The sequence below is a fragment of the Pseudoalteromonas peptidolytica genome (assembly GCF_012641745.1).
Lineage (GTDB): Bacteria > Pseudomonadota > Gammaproteobacteria > Enterobacterales > Alteromonadaceae > Pseudoalteromonas > Pseudoalteromonas peptidolytica.
In genome coordinates, this window is record NZ_WEHZ01000036.1 from 27579 (window position 1) to 48719 (window position 21141).

Below are 21141 nucleotides of genomic sequence, written 5' to 3' on the forward strand. Positions count from 1 at the left end.
TCAGTCGTTGACGGCTGGGGTCATTTGTCTATGAAAACTCATTTGCCTACAAAAACAATACAGTCACTAACAATTCTTGGTGGCGGTACTGCGGGTTGGATGTGTGCAGCCTATCTCGCTAAGCATCAACCTACTTTATCGGTCACAGTGATTGAGTCGCCACACATTGCCAGCATCGGTATAGGTGAAGGCTCAACGCCGCATTTACAGCATTTTATGCAGAGCCTTGGAGTAAAAGAATGCGATTGGATGCCTGCATGTCAGGCAAGCTATAAAACGGGGATCTACTTTGATAACTGGAATGGCGACAATAGCGGCTATTTCCATCCCTTTTTTTCAGAAATGGATGCAAAAACCGCAGAAGTCTACTTTGTCAACGCCAATGCAAGACGCCGTGGTAGTGAGTATATTGATAAGCCTGAGCATTATTTTCTGGCGGCGGTACTTGCCGACAAGCAGCAAGCACCGATACCACAACAACCACTACCAAGAGCGCTTGAGTTCGGTTATCACTTTGATGCACAAAAGCTTGCACAATGGTTAAGTGCATTTAGCCTAGCGCGAGGCGTCAAGCACAGACAAAGCACAGTAACTAGCGTACAGCATGACTCCCAAACAGTTATCGCACTGACGCTGGAGTCAGGTGAGCAAATAAAGAGTGATTTTTACGTCGATGCCTCAGGATTTAACGGACTATTGATAGAAAAAACGCTCGAAGTGCCTTTTATTTCCTTTTCTGACCAACTACTCAATGATTCAGCCATCGCTATTGCTGGGGATAAAATAACCCCACTGCCCTCAAGCACAGCGGCTATCGCTATGCCGTGTGGCTGGCGCTGGCAAATCCCACTGCAAAGCAGAACAGGACATGGTTACGTGTATAGCAGCGCACATATCAGCGCTCAACAGGCTGAGGCTCAGCTGCGTCAAGCCGCGCAACTTGATACCGGACCCGCCAAGCACCTCACCATGAAGGTGGGCATGATGGCACGTTGTGTTGAAGGCAATGTGTTTGCCATTGGCCTTGCACAGAGTTTTATCGAGCCACTCGAAGCCACCGCGCTGATGGTCACAGGCTATAGCATTGAATTATTACATCGTCTGCTTTCGCAACAGCTTGAGGCACAAGCCATCAATCAACAACTATCTGATCTGGTGCTCGGTATTAAAGAATATGTACTGGCACATTACGCTACCAGCAAGCGTACAGATACTCAGTATTGGCAAGACGCTAAAGTCGCAGCGTTGAATGTACGCGAGCTTGATGCGCTGCTCACGCACTGGCGTGACGGCGGCGATTTTGACGCTTGGCTGCACCAACACAGATCTCAGTCACCTTATATTCGTCCAAGCTGGTACTGCTTACTTGGCGGAATGGATCATCGCGACAGCTGCTGCCAAATGCCCTTTGAGCAAGCACCAACACATATTGAGCTTGCCGCAAAAGCATACCTAACACAGTTGAGCGACAAGCATTTTATTGCTCATACCAAGGCATTGCAGCAATTGCTGCTAAGCGATCAACGCAGTGCATAACCCAATTGTGGGTGGTGGTGAGGTTCCCCTTGATCTTTTTGTTTGTCTGCCCACAAGCGAAATTTTCACGCCATCACCCCTGTTTATTTAAGGTGGAAATACAATATGAAAAAAAGCTACCTCGTAATTGCCTTAGTATTGGCAACCTTTTTTACGGTGTCTTTTATTACCAATATTTTAGGCGCGATTTTTCCTGCATTAATAGAAAGCTATGACATAGGCCTCACGCTTGCAGGCTTTTTTCCATTCGCTTTTTTTATTGCTTATGGTGTGATGTCTATTCCTGCAGGTTTGCTGGTGCTGCGCGTGGGAGAAAAAAGCGTGATGCAGCTGGCATTCACGCTAGCGGCAATGGGCGCAACAACCTTTGTGCTGCTTCCCTCTTTTGCTATCGCTATGGTTGCGCTGTTTATGCTCGGGTGTGCCATGGCATTACTACAAGTCGCTATCAACCCCTTGCTGAGAGCCAGCGGCGGCGCAGAGCATTTTGCCGTGCTCTCGGTGCTTGCACAGTTGATGTTTGGCGCTGCGGCAACTCTCGCCCCACTGGTGTATAGCAAACTACAATCTCAAGTCACTAATGTAGAGCAGTTTGGTGCAGCTTTAACTCACTTTATTCCTGCCGATAAAAGCTGGTTGAGCATCTATGTGGTATTTGCACTACTGAGTGTGGCCATGTTAGTACTCTCACAGCTTACTCCATTTAGCGCGGTGCCTGAGCAAAAGAAGCAAAAGCTAAGCTGGTCACAAAGTGTCGCTTTTTTTAACAATAAAACCGCATTAAAATTCTTTGCTGCCATCTCTGCTTACGTCGCCCTTGAGCAAGGCGTGGCCAATCTTATTTCGGTCTTTTTGCAGCAATATCATGGCCTAGAGCCAACCACTCAGGGCGCAAAAGTGGTTAGTGAGTTTTGGCTATGTTTAACCTTAGGCTGCCTATTTGGACTTGCACTGCTTAAATTTATTGATGCTCAAAAGCTACTAGTTTTATTCAGCCTTGGCGCTGCTACCGCACTACTATGTGCATTATTCGGTAGCACCGCTGTTACCCTTGTTGCCTTTCCACTGGTTGGCTTTTTTCTCTCTATCATGTGGTCGGTTATCTTTGCCTTGGCATTAAACTCATTCAAAACTGGCCACGGTGCAATCACGGGAATTTTATGCACTGGGATCATTGGCGGCGCCTTTATGTCTCCCATTATTGGTTTAGCCGCAGAGCTGAGTAACAACTTACAGCTCGCAGCCCTACTGCTATTACTGCCGCTTAGCTATATTTTAAGTGTTGGTGTATGGGCTAATCCTTTGATTAAAAATAAGACTTTTGGCAATAGTCAAAAGATGCTGTCTCACCCTCTAAACGAAAATAGTTAAATGACGATGGATCACTCTTTATTATGTATCGACTTAGGCGGCACCAAAGCCCTTGTGGCTTCGGTTGTCCGCAATGAAGCCCAGCAGCTACGCCAATATACGGTACCCAATCAAGCCGGTGTCGACCAAGTTAACGCCTTTATTATGCGCTTAATCGCCGATAACCTCACGGTCAACACAACCGGTATTGCCATTGGGGTACCAAGTACCCTAGATATACACAGCGGCACCGTGCTGACAACGCAAAATATCCCTAATTGGCAACGTGTGCCGCTAAAGTCGTTGTTAGAACGCCGATTTTCGTTACCTGTGGTTGTGCATAATGATGCTAACTGTTTTGCATTTGGTGAATACTTATATGGTCGCCACCATGCCAGCAACCTAATTGGCCTCTGCCTTGGTACAGGCATTGGTGCCGGTTTTGTGTTTAACGGTAATTTATATACGGGTAACCATAGTGCCGCTGGAGAGCTGGGCAACTTAAGCTATCTCGATGGAATTATTGAAGACTATGCTTCAGGACAGTTTTTTCAGCGACAAGGCATTGAAGGAAAATGGTTGGCCGAACAAGCACACCGTGGCGACCCATTTGCACTACAGCAATTTGAGACTTTTGGCAGTCATGTTGGTCATGCACTCGCGCAAGTCGTCATGATGCTCAACCCTGATGTGATTGTGCTTGGCGGCTCTGTCACGCACTCATACCACTATTTTAAAGCGGCTCTCGACGCCAACATGCAGAAGTTACTTGGCGATACGCTGGCGCAATCCGTTCGCGTCATTCCAAGCAGCCTCAGCCATGCCCCACTTCTAGGGGCATATGGACTATTTCATCACTATAAAACTCACCATAATAACAAGGAACTAGCCAATGAAGTTTAACCGGCTTATTGCGCTACTTTTTGGGGTGTCGTCACCCCTTTATGCGCTCGACCAAACCACATTAAACTGGCTGAGCCAGAATCTGGATGTTAACTATACCTTATTAGATAGTAAGCCCAGTACCTGCCCAAAAGCACAACAAAAGTGTTATTACTCAGAGTTGAGCTTTAGCGTAGCCACAGAAAATACCAAAGCAAACCAAGACTTTGCTATCTTTTTTAGCCAACTGATGCCGATTTACCATGTTGAGGGCGATACCTTTACCATCACCCATATCAATGGTGACATTCATAAAATCACACCGACCTCAAAATTTACTGGATTTTCCAGCACCCCTACTACAGTGCGTTTCTACACTAAGGACTCTCAAATTACACGCTCTGAGTTTATGCCAAACTATGTTGTAACGGACGCACAGCTTCAGCTCACCCCACAAATCATCCTCAGCACACAACCTCAACTTGATAACGACACCGGCCTTGAATTACAACCTTATCTAATGCCATTTGATACGCTCAATCAACTGCAAACCAGCAGCAAAGACAAGACGCCATGGATGGGGAGTGAATACTTACATCAACATCAAGTTAGGCCAACGCTTGATGCCGCAACAGGGCTGATCCCAAAGCCCAAGCAACTAACGGTACTGTCTGACAAACGACTGAACCTTGCAGCTGGTATTAATTTGCAACTTTCAGGCGTTTCGGCTGATGCGATTGCCATGGCACAACAGCGACTCAATACTCTCGGGGTAAAAAGCACCAAAGACGGGCTTAAAGTGAATGTCGCTGTAAAGCCAAATAAGCAATCAAGTCCACATTATCACCTGACGGTCGCCGAAAATAATATCTCAATCCAAGCCAATAACAGCGCCGCCGCATTTTATGGGCTACAAAGCCTTGCAGGACTACTAGATATTAGCGACTTGAGTATTCCTATGGTGGAGATTGTTGATGCACCAAGATATGACTTTCGTGGTTTACATGTCGACGTTGCCCGCAACTTTCGCTCCAAAGCCTTTATTTTGCAAACCATTGAACAGATGGCAGCATATAAGTTAAATAAACTGCACCTGCATTTAGCCGATGATGAAGGCTGGCGCTTAGCCATTGACGGTCTTGATGAACTCACCTCTGTAGGCGCTTACCGCTGTTTTGATTTAACCGAAACGCGTTGCTTATTGCCGCAATTAGGCGCAGGCAATGATAAAAATTCACACATCAATGGCTTTTACTCCGCAGCGGACTATATCGAGATCCTACGCTATGCCAATGCCCACCACATTGAGGTACTACCCTCGTTAGATATGCCGGGACACTCTCGCGCTGCAATCATCGCCATGGAAGCGCGCTACAAAAAGCTAATGGCACAAGGCAAGCAAGCCGACGCTGAGCAATACCGCTTAATAGAGCCTGCAGATCAGACGCGTTACCGCTCTATCCAACATTACAACGACAACACGCTAAATGTCTGTATTAAAAATACTTACACCTTTATTGACAAAGTATTGAGTGAAGTAAAAGCACTACATGACCGCGCTGGTGTACCACTTCAAACTTATCATATCGGTGCCGATGAAACCGCAGGGGCTTGGCTACAGTCTCCCGCATGTAAAAAATTGCGCTCAAGCGTGAAAGATTTTACCAGCTTTAACGGTTACTTCATTGAACGGATCGCAAAGTTACTAGATAAAAAAGGAATACAGGTTGCGGGTTGGAGCGATGGCTTAAGCGATGTACGGGCTGCGAATATGCCAGCTAAAGTACAGAGTAATGCTTGGGCGACATTAAGCGAAAACGGGCACGCGGTCGCCCATCGCTTCGCCAATCAGGGCTGGCAGGTTGTCTTGTCTAGCCCTGATGTAACCTACTTTGACTTTCCATACCAGTCACACCCACAGGAGCGCGGCAACCACTGGGCGAGTCGCGCTATCGAAAGCAAAAAGATATTTGAGTTTATGCCAGACAATCTTCCTGCCCATGCAGAGATCTGGACAAATACCAATAACCACACCTACGTAGCCAACGACGGCGACTCATCGCTAAACCAAGGGGTGAAATTTTTCGGAGTTCAAGGGCATCTGTGGAGTGAAATGCTGCGCAGTGATACACAAGCACAATACATGCTTTATCCACGGCTCTTGGCGCTTGCAGAGCGGGCATGGCACCACGCAGAGTGGGAATTACCTTATCAAGCTGGTCGTATATACAACCAATCTAGCGGTTATTTTACTGCGAAGTTAAAAGCACAGCGAGAGGCTGACTGGCAACGGTTTGTAGCAATATTAGGCTTTCAAGAAATACCCAAATTAGCGCAGGCTAATATCGCTTTTCGGATCCCAACAGTGGCCGCAACCACGTTGCATTTAGGCAAGCTGGATGCGTTTACCGCCATTCCAGGCTTTGTTATTGAAGCGCAAAAAGCCGATGGACAGTGGCTCCCCTTTTCTCCTTCATTGCGCACTGTGCGGGTACTGAGGGCAAGAGAGCCAATAACAGGAAGAGTCGGTCGCGCAATGCCGTTGCAGCAATCGTATTCACCCTTGGAGTCTCTCACATTAAGGCCAACAAAAGCACGCTAGATAGCGGCAACTACTGCCAATACACTGCAAAGCAAATTGTAGCTCTAAGCTTTAGTTAATTAACCTGAGCTTCGGATAATTAGCTAGCCAAATTCTCGCTATTGGCTAGCGCTTGATGTGTGAATGTTTATGGATAACCTAACCAAGAAACGGCTGGCTTAGAGCAATTATGCAACCTCACGACTATATTTGGTAGCACCTTGATAGCGTCCAAAGCTGCTCGATAAAGGCGCACCAAATATATACTAGCACTTAGTCTTTATCTAAACGCTCAATTACTTCCGCAATTAAGCTGGTCACTTGCGCTCGGTCTTCCCAATCCACAGCTTCCCAATCAATACCAAGGTCTAATTCTGAAACATCAGTAAACAAGAGCTTTTTCAACAATGAACTCGAAGCAATGTTCTTAATACTATAGTTCTGCTTTTTAATACTAGTTGCACTTTTTCCCTCTAGTGCATCTGATATTTTTGCTCCAATTGCTTTTCGATCACCAATATTCAATACTTTTTTATCGTGTTGGATTTTGTAATCATTTTCAATTTTCAAAACAACTTTTTTTACTTTTACAAAAGAAAAGCTTAATCCATTTTCGTATGCTCGAATGACCTCAGGGTACCTTGTTAAAACATTGTAGTTGTCAAAAGCCCCTAAAGAAATACCAAGATACTTTGCCTTTTCTCTAACAGTAATTCGCTTTTCACCAATTTTAAGGCGAGCTTGATCTAAGTAGTCAACTTCCATCATCGCTGCTAAAAATGCTTGTAGCTTACCGTACTGAGGGAGATCCTCTCTACTGGCATTTTCTTGGAACTGTTTGACTTTTGAGAGTATTGGCTTGCGTGCATAGACTTTAAACTGAGCAACATGGCCAAACCCATAAGCGAAAACCAGTGCAAAAAAGCGCCTGTGTCCAGTGAGTATCTGATACTTACCGTCATCAGTAGGGTATACCGTAGGCACTTGTATCATTTCAGATACAGCAATATTTTCTCCAAGTTCAACGATTGACTCTATTGTCGTATTCGCCTTTTTCCATTCGCTTGAACCATATTTAAGACAATTTACAATGCAAGACTTACCAACAAGAACATAGTTCTCCCCGTTGTATAGATCACATAATTTACGCTTGGATATCGCTCTAGATATAAATTGTTTCGCATGCTCATCTTCAATAAAAATACATGGCATAAATCTAGCGTTGGAAATATCCGGAGTAACCGAACTGAGAAAAAGAGATTTATACTCAAATGGTTCGCTATGCAGAAACTCTTTGTTATTCACTGTCGCAAGTAAAAGCTGTTCTAGGTTTTCGGCCATGGTTTCTGAGGACTCCGTAAAGATATTTAGCTACAACAAAAAGGTCATATGCTGACGAAGCATACATCCTATAAAGTTAATGCTCTCATGTTATCTAAAGATAAGATTAAGAGGCATTATTATATTGCAACTAAAAATGGTTTAGTACCTTTTAATAAAATAATTACTAGGTTGAAAATTAGCATTAGCCATCACTTTTGGAGCAAGGTTCATTTTTCCCAAAATCCCAAAAAACAAAATAAAAGCAATAAATTCAACAATTTGAATTCGAACGTTTGCGAGGGTAAATAAGAATTCATAAGTACCAAGCTGCGCTTTTCCTCTGTAACCTTAAAAACAAGGTAATGTGCAGACACATCACTTCAATATTGACCTGTACAACATGTTAAAGCTCAACAGAAAAGTAGGTTATTCATGAAACAAAATACAATGATAAAAATAGAAGAGATACTTAACCATACACTTTCAAACAAAGAGTATGCGCTAATCAAGTGGGCGTATAGCCACGGTTATGCTTCGGGACATACAAATGGCTTAGATGGTATTTTTATTAGTTCCAGCGCAATCCAAGACTTACTAGGTGTAGATTTGCAGGAAAAGTTTGATACTCAAGATTTTGTATCAGACCTTGATTAATCCTTATAATGGTACATAAAACTCAGCCAAAGCATATCACCACAACAAGCCTGGCAAGCTACAAAAATTATAATAAATGAGCCTGCCGGGGCTTACTGATATTAACTTTTAATCGCTATTCATTAGATTTCTATCGTATTACACCTTCTCTTAGGTTTGTGCTGTTGTACATATTCAAATATTTCCTGAGCACACAACGAGGCGCTATTACGAGTCGTATCAACTTCTAAATCATAATCCAAAAAGTTATGTGTAGTTGGGATTTGCTGAATTGATAATCCTATCGGCCTATCTGCTCTTTGTTGCTCTCTGCTAGCTAATACGGCTGGGTCACAATGCACACCAACAATATAAGCATCGAACTTAGACAAGTTGTCTTGGCATGCAGCATGATAAAAAATTTCCTCACTAAACACTGCATCAACGATAATATCAATGTTACTTTCGGTCAGAGCAAAAATACTGCGATGAAAGCCCTGTAATATATCATTTGAGCTATTTTCATCTATCTTCGCGAGCAAAAGCGCATCCTGTCTGTATTTTGCTGGAAAATTAAATAAGAAGTCATCCATGCTAAAATGAAAGTAAGGCTCACTTGCAAGCGCTTGAAACTCTCTTGCAATTGAACTTTTACCCGAGCTAGAAACGCCATTTAAAAAAATACAAGCCATAGATAAACCTTAGGTTATTTAACCCCAAATGATTCAAAGTCAAAAGAGCTAATTTCAGATATTAAGAATCGATCGTCCAAACTAACTGGAGGTAGAAGCTCAATATAATTATCGCTCTCAATGCCAAAATTAACATGCTCTTTGCTCACCCTCTTTCCGCCTTCATCTAGCTTATATAGCATACGTGAAGCTTTTGCATGTTTTAAATAGTTTGGCTTATCGATAAAGTAAGCCTGCTCTTTCTTATTGATAATAATCGCAGCATCAACGCTGAGCTGTGGCCTTGCACCACTCTTTTCATCAAGCTCCAGCGCGACCTCGATCAAAACCGTATTATCAGTAACAACTGGGTCAATTCTGATCACTTTCCCTATTACAGTATTACTTCGTATTCCTACATTGACGCCTTGACCAATAGCAACTTTATCAGCTTGCCCTTGCGGCACCTTGATCATCGCAACTAGATCTGAAGTACTCCCCACTAACGCAATATTTTCTCCAATGGAAAGGCGCTGCCCAACTTCAGCATTTAAAGCTTGTAGCACACCATCTTGACCTGCTCGAACTAACAATTGTCTCTGCTTCTGTTCTAGTGCTTTCAATTCAGCTTCCATGAAGGAGATATTCTTTTCCATGAAGCTCAATTCTTCCTTTTGCACCAAGGCCAACTGTTCTATTTTCTCAGCAGAAAACACCAGCCGCTGTTTGAGTTGCTCAGCTTGGAGTTCTGTTTGCTTATAATCCACAGAGGAAATAATTCCGTCTTTATAGAGGTTGGACTCTGCTACCTTCTTGAGCTTTATTTGTTGATACTGCATTTCAAGTTCAAGATTGCGCTCTTTTTCATCAAGCATTTCTCTTCTATGGTTATTAGCCATCTTCTGCTTTTCAGAGACTAGCTTAAAAACATCTAACTTGGCTTTCTCCACTTGCCGCGAGAGTTCCGGACTCGACAACTCCATAATGATACTGTCAGCGTCAACTTTTGCGCCCGGCTTGAGTATGACTCGCTCAATGGTTGAGTCTACAGGAGCACTAACTTGCTGAAAGGTTCGAGATTGTAACACTCCATAACCTTTCACCTCCTGTATTAACTCACCACGCTTAACCTGACTTAAAATTGGATTCTCTATAGCCCTTTCGGAATTCACGGTAGAGTATAAAAAGCACACCACTGCTATCAATAAAATCGCAGCAAAGACCAGCTTATTATTGATATTGAATGACTTCTTTTTCTCTTTTTTTATATCCACGTTAAGCCTCCACAGTTAATGTACATAAGCTTTCATCTGTTTGCATCGCCGACTTTGTCTTTGTACTGATTGATTTTATCTTCCCCTCTTCCATCGTCACTACTCGATCCGCAATATCGAAATATCGATCATCATGGCTGATCACAATAATCGCTTTTCCTTCATTTTTGATAGCTGGTAAGATTTGAGTATAAAACAGCTCTTTAAAGTGAGGGTCTTGGTCTGCAGCCCATTCATCAAAAATATACAACTCTCTATTTTCAAGAAACGTCACCGCTAATGCCAAACGCTTTTTTTGACCATCAGATAACGATATTGTTGAGAAGACTTTATCCTTAATTGATACTTTATCGCCCAATCCCAACTGGTTTAAGTAGCCCTCAAACTTTTTAAGTTGATCATCAGAATAATTCCCCAACAAGGTATCAAAAAGATAAAAGTCAGTAAAAATGGCACTAATGAATTGACGGCAACTATTTAAATTTTCATCATTGACTTGATTGCTTCCAAAAGATATTGACCCTTTTTCATAAGGATAATGAAGGGAAATAACTTTGCTCAGTGTGGACTTACCTGAGCCATTACCACCCACAATGAAGGTAATTTCATTTTTATGTATATCAAGATCAATCGGGCCTAACGCAAACCTATCAACACTTGAGCCATAACTGTATTCTAGGTTTCGTAACTTCAAGGTGTCCCAACTTTTCAGTGAGATGATTTCTTGACTCGCTTGCTCCTCTGGTAAGTTGTCAAATATATCGTTGATTGCTTTTAAAGATATATTTGCCATTGATATTTGCGGTAATGCATTAAGGAGCTTACTAACTGGAGATGCAATGAACAACAGCGCCATAATAACAGCACTTAGCCTTTCATTTGTGATAGGGTTATAACTAATAAAAACGAAAGCAACGAAGCCGATAACAAGAAAACTGATTAAATCACCGTAATTAATTGCACTCGTAATAATAACACTTCCTTTTTTATCGTTATTGAGCACCTCATATTCATGTTTTAGTAGAAACTTATCAAAAAAGTACTTCTGCTTATCATGATTCATCTTAAGCTCTTTCGTTCCATATAACAGGCTGCGAATTGCCACGTGCAACCTATCAATGTTGTTTCGACCTTTCTTAAAGTAAAGACTACCAATATACATAGGAAGTACATACGAAATAGAGCCAAAGATGATAGCCAATGTGGCATAAACAAAAACCGTCGTGTTTAAATAAAATAGATAGCCCAATATGAAAATCAGACTCACACTAGAGATGACTAGGTCGGGAAAGGTCTTCGCACCTTGCACTACACGGCTAACATCGGTGGTAATAGTGGCCATTAATTTTGCCGAGCCAACATTATCCAGTGAAGAAATTGGTGCTTTGATAATTCGGTTGTAAATATCAACTCTTTGCTGTGTTGTCATGTCCATACCAACCTGCACCAGAATTATTTGTGATACGGTCTTTAGCACCAAAATTGACAAGCAAGACATGAAGAAAAGAAATGCAAAACTATACCTACTAACATCAAAAAACCATACTCTCTTTACATCGTCAGAAACTATTGAAAGCCCAATACCCTCTACTGGAAGACTGTAAGTAAAAATGGGTAGCAACATGGCATACACCACGCCTGCCAGCGCTCCAAAAACAATGGATATGAACAACTTGTTAGGTGCAAAATCGGTAAACTTTTTAAATAAACTCATACTTCAATCACTTTTTTAGATTAATTATGGTTTCAGACACTTCTGTTGAGTCTCGACTAGAACGATGGAATTCAAGATTCAAAAAAGGCTCAACAACATCATCATACGCAGGACTAAATACAATGCCCGACTGCCCTGTAGAGTTCATATGCAGGTGCTTAATCTCACTTTCATTTATTTGGGTGATCTGTCTAAATGATGCGCCTGAAGACTGAATGTAACCTTCCGTTTCAACAAAATCAGCACTTGCCACGTTTACTGTATTCGGAGATCCGCCATTACCAACGCGGCGCTCAAAAATAGAATCCAGCATATTCATGTTACTAAATGGGACGTGTTGATAAACTACTTTGTGTACTTTCCCCCATTGCCACTGTTCCATATCGCTACCTAATAGCAGAGACAATTCATCGATTGCATCAGATAAGGAACTAGATAGCTCTTGCTGGCATCGAGAGGACTGCGATGCAGCACACCAATTATCTGTTTTTGAACTTATCATGCTTGCTAGCTGATCTGCGGAGGTGTTGTTAATAAAGTGGTCAAATACATTGGCTTGTGACGTGCGATGCCATGAAGCTTCTAATTGAGGAGCCAACACTTTTTGTTTCAAATGACGAAACCAACTAAAGTAAATAGCTGCCCCGACACTATCAGCTCCCATGTCTAAGTCCCAAGAACGAAGTATACTTACAGCTTGCTTGTGAACAACGCTATCGCCTTCATATTGAGTGAGCAATTGCACTAACTTCTGTGCACTTAAATCTAGAGTGTCTCCTTGAAAATCAATCATATCTTCTATTGTGAGTGGTGATGACTTTGATGCAATAAGTGCTTCGATCCGCTGTGCCCTGTAAGGTGGAGCCCAATCATGGGAGATAAAGTACGGGTATTCGGAACCCACTATTTTATTATTCGCAGAGACAATATACCCTTTTTCAGGGTTAAAACTCATGGGTAACTCACGGAAAGGAATATAGCCTTGCCATTGATTGGTTGAGTTCCATCCTGGTAAAGGAAATTGTCCCTCTCCATTTTGACGTTGTGGAATTTTCCCAACCGCTTGATAACCAATATTATTATTTTTATCGGCATACAAAAAGTTTAGACTCGGACTACCAACCATAGCTAATGAGCTTCTAAACTGCTCCCAATTTTTGGCATAATTCAACTTAAGAAAACCGTCGAAGCTAGTATCATTTGCATCAAGCGCCGTCCACCGAAGTGAAATTACGTTGTCTACGAAGTTAGTCGCATCTGAAATGATTGGCCCTCTTACTGTTGAGCGCACATCAATCTCAACTGGCTTAAATTCTGGATTTAGACTCGCTGGAAAAGCCTGCTTCACATAAATTTTTTCCCGTCTTACGTCAAATGCTTTCCACTCACCATTCTCTTTGTACATTTTGGCATCTGCGCCATTAACCTGCTCCAAAAATAGATCCTGAGTATCTGCCATCATATTTGTCACCCCCCAGGTGATATCATCATTGTGGCCAAATACAACGACAGGTAAACCAACTAAAGTCATTCCCTGCACATCCAGCTTACTTCCTTTCAAATGTGTGAAGTAGAAGGGGGCTGGGATTTGTAAGTTTAAGTGAGGATCATTTGCTAAAATCGGCCCAGTTCCTTCGGTAAAACGATCGGCGACAACCCATGCATTGCTACCTAAATATTTTCCCCCAACACCTATTTCTTCAAGTGCCGCTTTGGTCTGTATTAGCCCATCAGCTTGATTCAGTATTTCCTGATTAGACACAACCACAGGTGCATCGTTTGGATAATTTTCAATAATTGCTTGTGCTAATTTTGGCTCCAAAGTTTCAGTGGCAGTCATATTCACAACCTCACTCCACATCGTGCCCGATAAATTAAGGGACAACAGCTTCATGATCACCAACGAATCTTGAGGCTGCCATTCGGACATTGTGATATCAAGCAATTGAAATTCTGGCGGGAATGCTATATCTGTCTTAATGTAGGCATTGATACCATTGGCATAAGCCTCTAGCACAGCGCGTGCCTCACTACTTAAATTATGCAAAGCTAATTCTGCTGCTTTATTAAGCCCAACGGTCCGCATCCATACATCTCGCTGTAATGCTTCGGCTCCCAAAACTTCACTTAACCGTCCTTGTGCCAGACGTCTTTGCAACTCTAATTGCCAGAGGCGGTCTCTTGCATGACTAAAGCCGAGTGCAAAAAATGCGTCATAGTCAGATTTAGCATTTATTGTAATGTAACCTTGCTTATCTTTTATTATTTTTACAGGTTCTGTTATTCCTTCAGATAACCAGTAGGCTTCTTTAACATCAATATTCTTAAAGATGTAACTACCGGTTAAAAACAGCACCAATGCTGTAGGTAAAACTATTAGAAAATATATATTTCTTTTAAAAGGGTGCATACTTAAGTTTCTCTGATCCTGATACTGATAAATTACTGCCTATATCGCTTAGCCACCGTAGTGGTATTAAAGCCAAAGTAATTGCTCACTTGAAATAATGTCACTGGCTATCTGTTCAAACTTTTCGCTGCTGATAGATCCCATAGTAAAGTGAGCTTCTTGTTGTGATTGCCGCTTAAAGTATCTATACCTCAAAATAAGATACTCAAAACAGTCAATCAGATTTATTACTCTTGCAATGGACTCAACTTCAATATTGTCTAGGGGGTGCTGAGTATGGTACCCGCTCAGAAAATGCTTAGCATTTGCTTGATGGCACCGCTCCCTTTGCGCTTTATTTAAGTCACTCATGCTTCCCACACTCGCCCGTATAGCCAACGCGACATCAATGATAAAGTGACAGAAATGACAGCTATCAAAGTCGATTGCATATAGTTGGTTATTTGTTTTTATTAAGTTATTTACAGCTAAATCACCATGATTAAGTCCATAATTCTGACTATTCATTGGCAAATTACTCAGCCACTCTATTTCACTTTGAATAAATAACCTTAGTTCATCATCAATATCCACTGCACAATCATTGAGCAAGTTTTTCACATCGGTTACTACGCTCGCTTCCGTTGGCCTTTTGAATTGCTCAGGACTCATTGAACAACCAACCTTATGAATGCTGCCTAACAGTTCCCCCCACTGAAACAGAAGCTCACTATCAACGTCTGCTATCTCAACCTGTTCTCCAACTAACTTTACAAATGCACTTGCGATATAGCATGACTCATCCGCTTTGACGCAAACTTGCTCAAGTAAACGGTTAAACTTTGACTCTGCAGGCTGACAAGTTTTGACATTATGTGAAGCTAAATAATTTAGCACTTTCATTTCTGCATCGTATAGCGATGTCTGCTTCTTTTCGCTTGGCGTCAGACGAAGTACATAATCCTTATCATGCTGAGTAAAGGAGTAAATGAAGTTCTCAGACTGACTGATACAAACACTATCACCTACCCCCAACCACATTTCATAAGCTTTTTGTACCACTTCTGTGCTTGGTATGTTCATCATACTCTTCTTCTCTCACACTTTGCTCTATCGAGGAAATTGAAAGAACATCTCATGTGTGAGACATTCTTATTTCAGCTTATATCTGTGATTATTCTCCCTTCAGCTTATATATAATTGGGCTGTCTAAGAGTCGTTTCAGTGGGTAACAGCATGCAAATAATGAAATTAGTATTATCATTAAGACTGATATCAGAAGCATCCCTATCGTCATTGAGTCAAACGAAATCATACTGTTAACCTCAGTGGTAAGCCAGAGAATGAAAAGACCCAGGCTACCCAAAGCTAAACCTACAAACACAGGTTGACTAGTGTCACCGATCATTAAGGTGTACAAATCTTTCTTTTTTGCACCAATCGCACGGCGAGTGCCAATCTCTAACTTTCGAAGTTGGAGGTTATAACTCAGTGTTCCATACAAGCCTATTGCGGCTAGAAATAATATCAATATAGTTAAGAGCCCTGAAGTCAACGCTGCTGTAATATCTCCGAAGAGCATTTTTGTATGCAACTCTGATAACATATCAAAGTTGAATACAGTGAACCGAGAATCTACAGCACTTACAATACTTGCAATTTGCGCACGACTCATCAGTTGTTCCGCTTTAAACTGAAGCATCAGGTAATAGCTAGACTGAGATTCAGGCATATATACTCTGGCGGTATTCGTATCACCAGAAGGAAGAAAGATAGGCTCTACAACGCCAACGACCTCTATTGGTGTACTTCCACGAGTGAAACGCTTGCCGATCACATCTTGGCTGCCGCCATACATTTCAGCAACTGCTTCATTCACTATCATCACCTGAGCACCCGACTGAATATCTGAACTATCAAATAGGCGACCCGCAACAAGTGTTTGTTCTATCATTGCAAAATAGTTTTGGTCAACTTTTTTACCTAGCGGAGTTAGTCTTGCATTATTTTCAACATCTTTCATTGCCCAAGTACTAAACGGGTTAACAGGTGACTTTGCTTGGCTCACAGATGCAATCTGCGGTTGTGCTTCAAGTCTATCCCTTAATGCTCTCATGACTGCGACTGAGGCATCTTTACTGAGCGGCTCTGACGTCATGGTCTTTACTGATAGCTGAGCTTTGTTCTCTACATTAAATCCCTTATCTTTATAGATTGTTTCGATAGCAAGCTGAAATAAAGTGATATTGGCCAGAACTAAACTAGTCACCAACCCAACTTGGCTAATGATCAACAACTTTCTTTTTCTTTTAGATACCTGAACCCCAGTTCCTTTACCACTTGACTGTAACCCTTCTTTTAACTTTTTATAGTTAACGATACTAATCCCAACTTTGGCAAAAAATAATGCAAGGCTCAACGCAGAGACAACTGCAATAACGAAAGTAAATAGCGATAAGCTAAGTTCATTTGCTCTTGGCAATACTTCATTCAAATAGTGTCCCAACAACATAAAGCCGAAACTTGCTATAACTAAGGCTATCACCGTAGATATCCCTAAGAGAACACCAGACTCTGCGAACATTAGCTTGAATAGATCAGACTTTTTAGCTCCGATGGCTGCATGAATAGACAACACAGTTTGACGTTCAACTGTACGAGACATAAATAAATTAAGTAGGTTTACACATGAGATTAATACCAAACCAGTTACACCGCCTAGCAACAGTATCGCCATAACACTACTATCACCCATAATGACATCTTTAAGCGCAACTAAAGCAATTTCGATACTCCACCCGGTGGCTATCCCCTCCTGCTGCCAACGCGAGTCAACAAGCGCTGAAAGTTGTTGTTCTGCCAACTTCATATCAGTATTTGGCTTTATTGCACCCACAAAGAATAGCGCATCACTTACATTGCCCCAGTACTGTCTTTGCGCGTCCTCAAAAGAGTTGAAATCCCAAGGTAGCCATACTTGCGTTTCGTGGCCTGTTTTTAGCAATTGTGGCTCTTTAAAGTCCTTTGCAGCCACACCAATGATTCGATATTTAATGCCTGCTAACATTAAGGTTTTAGACAGAATCTCTGGATCACTACCAAATAGCCCTTGCCAAGTTTGATAGCTTATCACCGTTACTGGATTATAATTATTCAGTGCCTCTGTTTCGCTAAAACTCCGCCCCATATACATATTCATATCAAACATACCTGTAAATTCTGGGGTAACGGCCCCCGTATTTACCGTAGGTTGAGATGGAATTGATGAAATAACATTTTGTTTGTAAGCAATGATAGTCGCATTATCAAAGTAACTTTGGTTTTCGTATAAGTAGACTAGGCCTGGGTACGTAAACGCGTTTGCTCTTGGGCGTTTATCTGGATCTAGCAGCTTGTGCTCGGCAACAAACATATTTTGTTGCTCAGGGTAACTGAGAGGCTTAACCAGAAGTAGATAATTTAGCGTAGCGATACAGAGGAACGCACCGAGCGTGATCCCCATTGTCGTGATAACCGTAAACACAAAGCCAAGTCGATGTCTTAGACTCATCACGGCATCTTTGATCAAGAGTAAACCATTTTTCACGCGACTTTCTCCGCTACTGCAGGGGCTGGTTGGATCACACCATCAAGTAGATACAATCTTCTTTTCGCCATATCAGCATAGCGAGGATCGTGAGTTACCATACAGATTGTAGTCCCTTTGTTATTTAGGTCAGCCAACAGTCCCATCACAAGATCACCACTTTTCGAATCTAGGTTACCAGTAGGCTCATCCACCAATAATATGGCAGGTTTTTTTACCAACGCGCGAGCGATTGCCACACGCTGCTGTTGACCACCTGACAAATAATTCGGCTTATGATTTACCCTGTGGCTCATATCTACCAGCGCAAGCACTTCGTTTACTCGCTGTTCCACAGCTTTACTATCTAGCTGGGCGTTGCCATAGCGCAAAGGAAGTGCAACATTATCAAAGACTGTCAATTCATCAATAAGATTAAAAGATTGAAAAATAAACCCAATTTTTTCGTTTCTAATTTCCGCTAACGCATCATCAGATAACCCTATTATATTTTCGCCTTCAATTAGGTATTCACCATCTGTTGCGGTGTCAAGCAGTCCTAAAATTGATAATAATGTTGATTTACCACACCCTGAAGGCCCTGATATTGAAACAAATTCGCCTGGTTCAATAACGAGATCTACACCTCTTAGCGCATGTGTATCTACATCTTCCATTTCAAAGACTTTAGTAACTTTTTTTAGTGTTATCTTTGCATTACTCAAAATATTGACTCCCAATAAGGTGCATACATGTCAAACTTGACCAATTTAAAGCCCTAGTTAGTAGGCCCTAAATGCTACTGGCGATTTATTTTGTGTATGCATTAAAAACAGTATTATCAGCTGACCTGTAATACATGGCTCTGTTATTAAAAAGCCATCCTTCATACGGTGGCTATGATATTGAATTAACTACCTTCCTTTGATTCCAGTAAAAAAGACTCTATAGCTTGGATTAACGAGTCAACAGACGGATCTCGCAATATACTAAAGTGATCGGCTATAACAGGGACAACTTGTAAACTCTCACAATGCGCTAACCACTTAGCTTCTTCACTCACTTGATCCACGTCGCTAGATAAAGCCTTCACCCATAGAGTGTGGCCTCGATAATTAGACAGCTGATATGCCATAGTAAGTGACTCAAGTGCCGATATTACCTTTATACGCTCATGCAAATCTGTGGCAGATACTGCCGATGAGAATATATTTTGTTCTATTCCTCGAGCCACAACCATTTCACATAAGACTTCAACCTCTGTTTCTAATACATTTGTAGGCAGTATCCCCAAGTCAACATTTAGCTCCAATACTAAAGAATGTAAGGCTCTATGCTGGGGTGATAGCTCAAAGTCTGTATGGCTTTTTATTGTCTCTGGTGTATAACTGTCGATTAACACCACTGACACATTCTGTTCTAATTGGGAAGCCATTTCAAGTGCTATCATGCCACCAATTGACCAACCAGCCAAGGAGAAGCAATTAATGCCATGATTATAAAGAAGTTTATTATATTTTTCAGCTACCAAAGATAAACTTGCTTCATCTATTTCCGAGGTGCTAATCCCATACACTGAACCTTTTACGTTTAACTTAGATAATAACGGTGCATAACATGCCACTGACCCACCAACAGGGTGGATTAACACCAGCGCTGGTGCCTCTTTAGACCCCTCAGACAAAGTAATTAAGTGTACGTTACTCTCATCATGTCCTTTTATATTTTCTGATGCCAACACATCCACCAACTCTTTTGCTGTTGGGTTTTCAAATATATCTTTTAGTTTCAGATTACTACCAAACTTATTGTTGATTTCTCTTGTCAACATGGGCACCAATAATGAGTGCCCTCCAAGGTGGAAGAAGTTAGCCGTCATATCTAATTGGTTTGGCGCTTTGTCTAGCACTTTTGCAAACACGTTGATTAGATCTTGCTCCGCTTTAGAACTGGGAAGCTGAAAATCGCTCACGCTAGGTGTGTGATAGCCAGCTAACAACTCAGCTTTATCTATTTTCCCATTAGCATTTAGCGGCCATTCGGTAACAACCTCAAGGTATTGAGGCAGCATATAGTTTGGCATCACAGCTTTCAGCTTCTCTCTGATCCCATCCACGCTAATCTTAGCATCAGCTAGTTTGATAAAGGCGATGAGTTGTGGCCCATGAGGTTGATTTTCAGTTAATACCAAAGCTGACTCAACCTCTTCAAGTCCAATTAGATGGCTTTCAACTTCAGCTAGCTCTAATCTATATCCCCTAATCTTAACTTGCGAGTCCTTTCTCCCTAAGAACTCAATACACCCAGATTCGGAGTACTTCACTAGATCACCAGTACGATAGATCACACGGGAGCCGATTTGTTTATGCGGGTCATAGTATGGATTATTAATAAATACTTTTTGTGTCAACTCGGGTTTATTTAGATACCCGCGTGCTAAACCATCCCCGCCGATATACAACTCGCCAATATGGTGCTCAGAGCACAACTCCAGCTGCGCATTCAGTATGTATAATTGATTGTTTTTATTAGGCTTACCTATCGGTATAACCTCATTCACCAGATCAGCTGCTGAAGTAACATAAGTCGTAGCAGTAATTGTCGCTTCCGTAGGGCCATAAGTATTTACCAAGATCGTACTTTGTGGCATTTGCATGTAATGCCGCTTAACCGTCGAATGGGTAAGCTCCTCGCCACCAACAATAACCATTCGTAGCGTTGTTTCTTCAATTACTACTTCTTCAGTAAGTTGTTGCGCCCAAAATGCCGTTGGCAAACTAGCTATTGTTACGCCTTTTTCATCGCAAAATTGAGTAAATTGCGCCAGCCCCAACATGCAGTCTTCATTTCTAATCTCTAACCTTGCACCATGACAAAGCGCCCCGAAAAATTCTTCAATAAAGATATCGAACGAGGTGTTTGAAAACTGTAACACACAATCTGTGTACGAAATATTATAACTATGTGTGATATGATTTTGATAGTTCACAATAGCTTTATGCTCAATCATCACGCCTTTTGGCTGTCCTGTCGAGCCTGAGGTATAAATCACATACGCCAGATGTGATGCGCTCACACCAACCTCTTGTGGCCGAATACGTGGATACGCATCACACAGATGCGGCTCCCCTAAGGCAAATCCATCTAACCTAACTTGCGTTTTAGTAAAACTCGCTAATGCTTCTGCCGTCTCTCCATGGCTCACTACCACCGATAATGACGC

Annotated in this window: 14 protein-coding genes; 5 read left to right on the forward strand and 9 right to left on the reverse strand. The window is 41.9% G+C overall.

Going from position 1 to position 21141, the window contains the following annotated elements; genetic code table 11:
- Positions 1-30 precede the first annotated feature (30 nt).
- From F9Y84_RS18795 to F9Y84_RS18810, 4 genes are all read left to right on the forward strand, one after another.
- The gene (locus tag F9Y84_RS18795; protein ID WP_147389295.1) at positions 31-1536 is read left to right on the forward strand and encodes a tryptophan halogenase family protein; all 1506 of its coding nucleotides are present in this window, start codon (positions 31-33) and stop codon (positions 1534-1536) included.
- 105 nt (positions 1537-1641) lie between these two features.
- On the forward strand, positions 1642-2907 hold the full coding sequence (locus tag F9Y84_RS18800; RefSeq protein ID WP_147389294.1) for an MFS transporter: 1266 nt from the start codon (positions 1642-1644) through the stop codon (positions 2905-2907).
- A 6-nt stretch (positions 2908-2913) separates the two neighbouring features.
- Positions 2914-3789, forward strand: a complete 876-nt coding sequence (locus tag F9Y84_RS18805; RefSeq protein ID WP_147389293.1) for an ROK family protein — start codon at positions 2914-2916, stop codon at positions 3787-3789.
- Positions 3779-6370, forward strand: a complete 2592-nt coding sequence (locus F9Y84_RS18810; protein WP_147389292.1) for a family 20 glycosylhydrolase — start codon at positions 3779-3781, stop codon at positions 6368-6370. The genes F9Y84_RS18805 and F9Y84_RS18810 overlap by 11 nt, the downstream gene beginning before the upstream one ends.
- Before the next feature lie 252 nt (positions 6371-6622).
- Here the strand turns inward: F9Y84_RS18810 and F9Y84_RS18815 are convergent, their stop codons facing one another.
- The gene (locus F9Y84_RS18815; RefSeq protein WP_147389291.1) at positions 6623-7690 is read right to left on the reverse strand and encodes a hypothetical protein; all 1068 of its coding nucleotides are present in this window, start codon (positions 7688-7690) and stop codon (positions 6623-6625) included.
- Positions 7691-8104: 414 nt separating this feature from the next.
- On the opposite strand from F9Y84_RS18815, the gene F9Y84_RS18820 reads away from it, so the two are divergent.
- Complete coding sequence (locus tag F9Y84_RS18820) at positions 8105-8326, forward strand: hypothetical protein (RefSeq protein ID WP_147389290.1); 222 nt, start codon at positions 8105-8107, stop codon at positions 8324-8326.
- Positions 8327-8448: 122 nt separating this feature from the next.
- On the opposite strand, the gene F9Y84_RS18825 is transcribed toward F9Y84_RS18820, so the two are convergent.
- The 8 genes from F9Y84_RS18825 to F9Y84_RS18860 all read right to left on the reverse strand — a co-directional run.
- Positions 8449-8997 carry a chloramphenicol phosphotransferase CPT family protein gene (locus F9Y84_RS18825; RefSeq protein ID WP_088532147.1) on the reverse strand — a complete coding sequence of 183 codons (549 nt, stop codon included), beginning with the start codon at positions 8995-8997 and terminating at the stop codon, positions 8449-8451.
- Between the two features lie 14 nt (positions 8998-9011).
- Positions 9012-10250: an HlyD family secretion protein gene (locus tag F9Y84_RS18830; protein WP_167508228.1), complete on the reverse strand. Its 1239-nt coding sequence runs from the start codon at positions 10248-10250 to the stop codon at positions 9012-9014.
- Between the two features lies 1 nt (position 10251).
- Positions 10252-11964, reverse strand: a complete 1713-nt coding sequence (locus F9Y84_RS18835) for a cyclic peptide export ABC transporter (protein ID WP_128730453.1) — start codon at positions 11962-11964, stop codon at positions 10252-10254.
- Between the two features lie 7 nt (positions 11965-11971).
- Positions 11972-14374 carry a penicillin acylase family protein gene (locus tag F9Y84_RS18840; RefSeq protein WP_147389288.1) on the reverse strand — a complete coding sequence of 801 codons (2403 nt, stop codon included), beginning with the start codon at positions 14372-14374 and terminating at the stop codon, positions 11972-11974.
- 66 nt (positions 14375-14440) lie between these two features.
- Positions 14441-15439, reverse strand: a complete 999-nt coding sequence (locus F9Y84_RS18845; protein WP_147389287.1) for a phosphotransferase enzyme family protein — start codon at positions 15437-15439, stop codon at positions 14441-14443.
- 88 nt (positions 15440-15527) lie between these two features.
- Positions 15528-17939, reverse strand: a complete 2412-nt coding sequence (locus F9Y84_RS18850) for an ABC transporter permease (RefSeq protein ID WP_147389286.1) — start codon at positions 17937-17939, stop codon at positions 15528-15530.
- Positions 17936-18643, reverse strand: a complete 708-nt coding sequence (locus F9Y84_RS18855) for an ABC transporter ATP-binding protein (protein ID WP_373865579.1) — start codon at positions 18641-18643, stop codon at positions 17936-17938. Before F9Y84_RS18855 ends, F9Y84_RS18850 begins: the two co-directional genes overlap by 4 nt.
- Before the next feature lie 185 nt (positions 18644-18828).
- Positions 18829-21141, reverse strand: a 2313-nt coding sequence (locus F9Y84_RS18860; RefSeq protein ID WP_168756779.1) for an amino acid adenylation domain-containing protein, incomplete at its 5' end; no start/stop codon positions are given.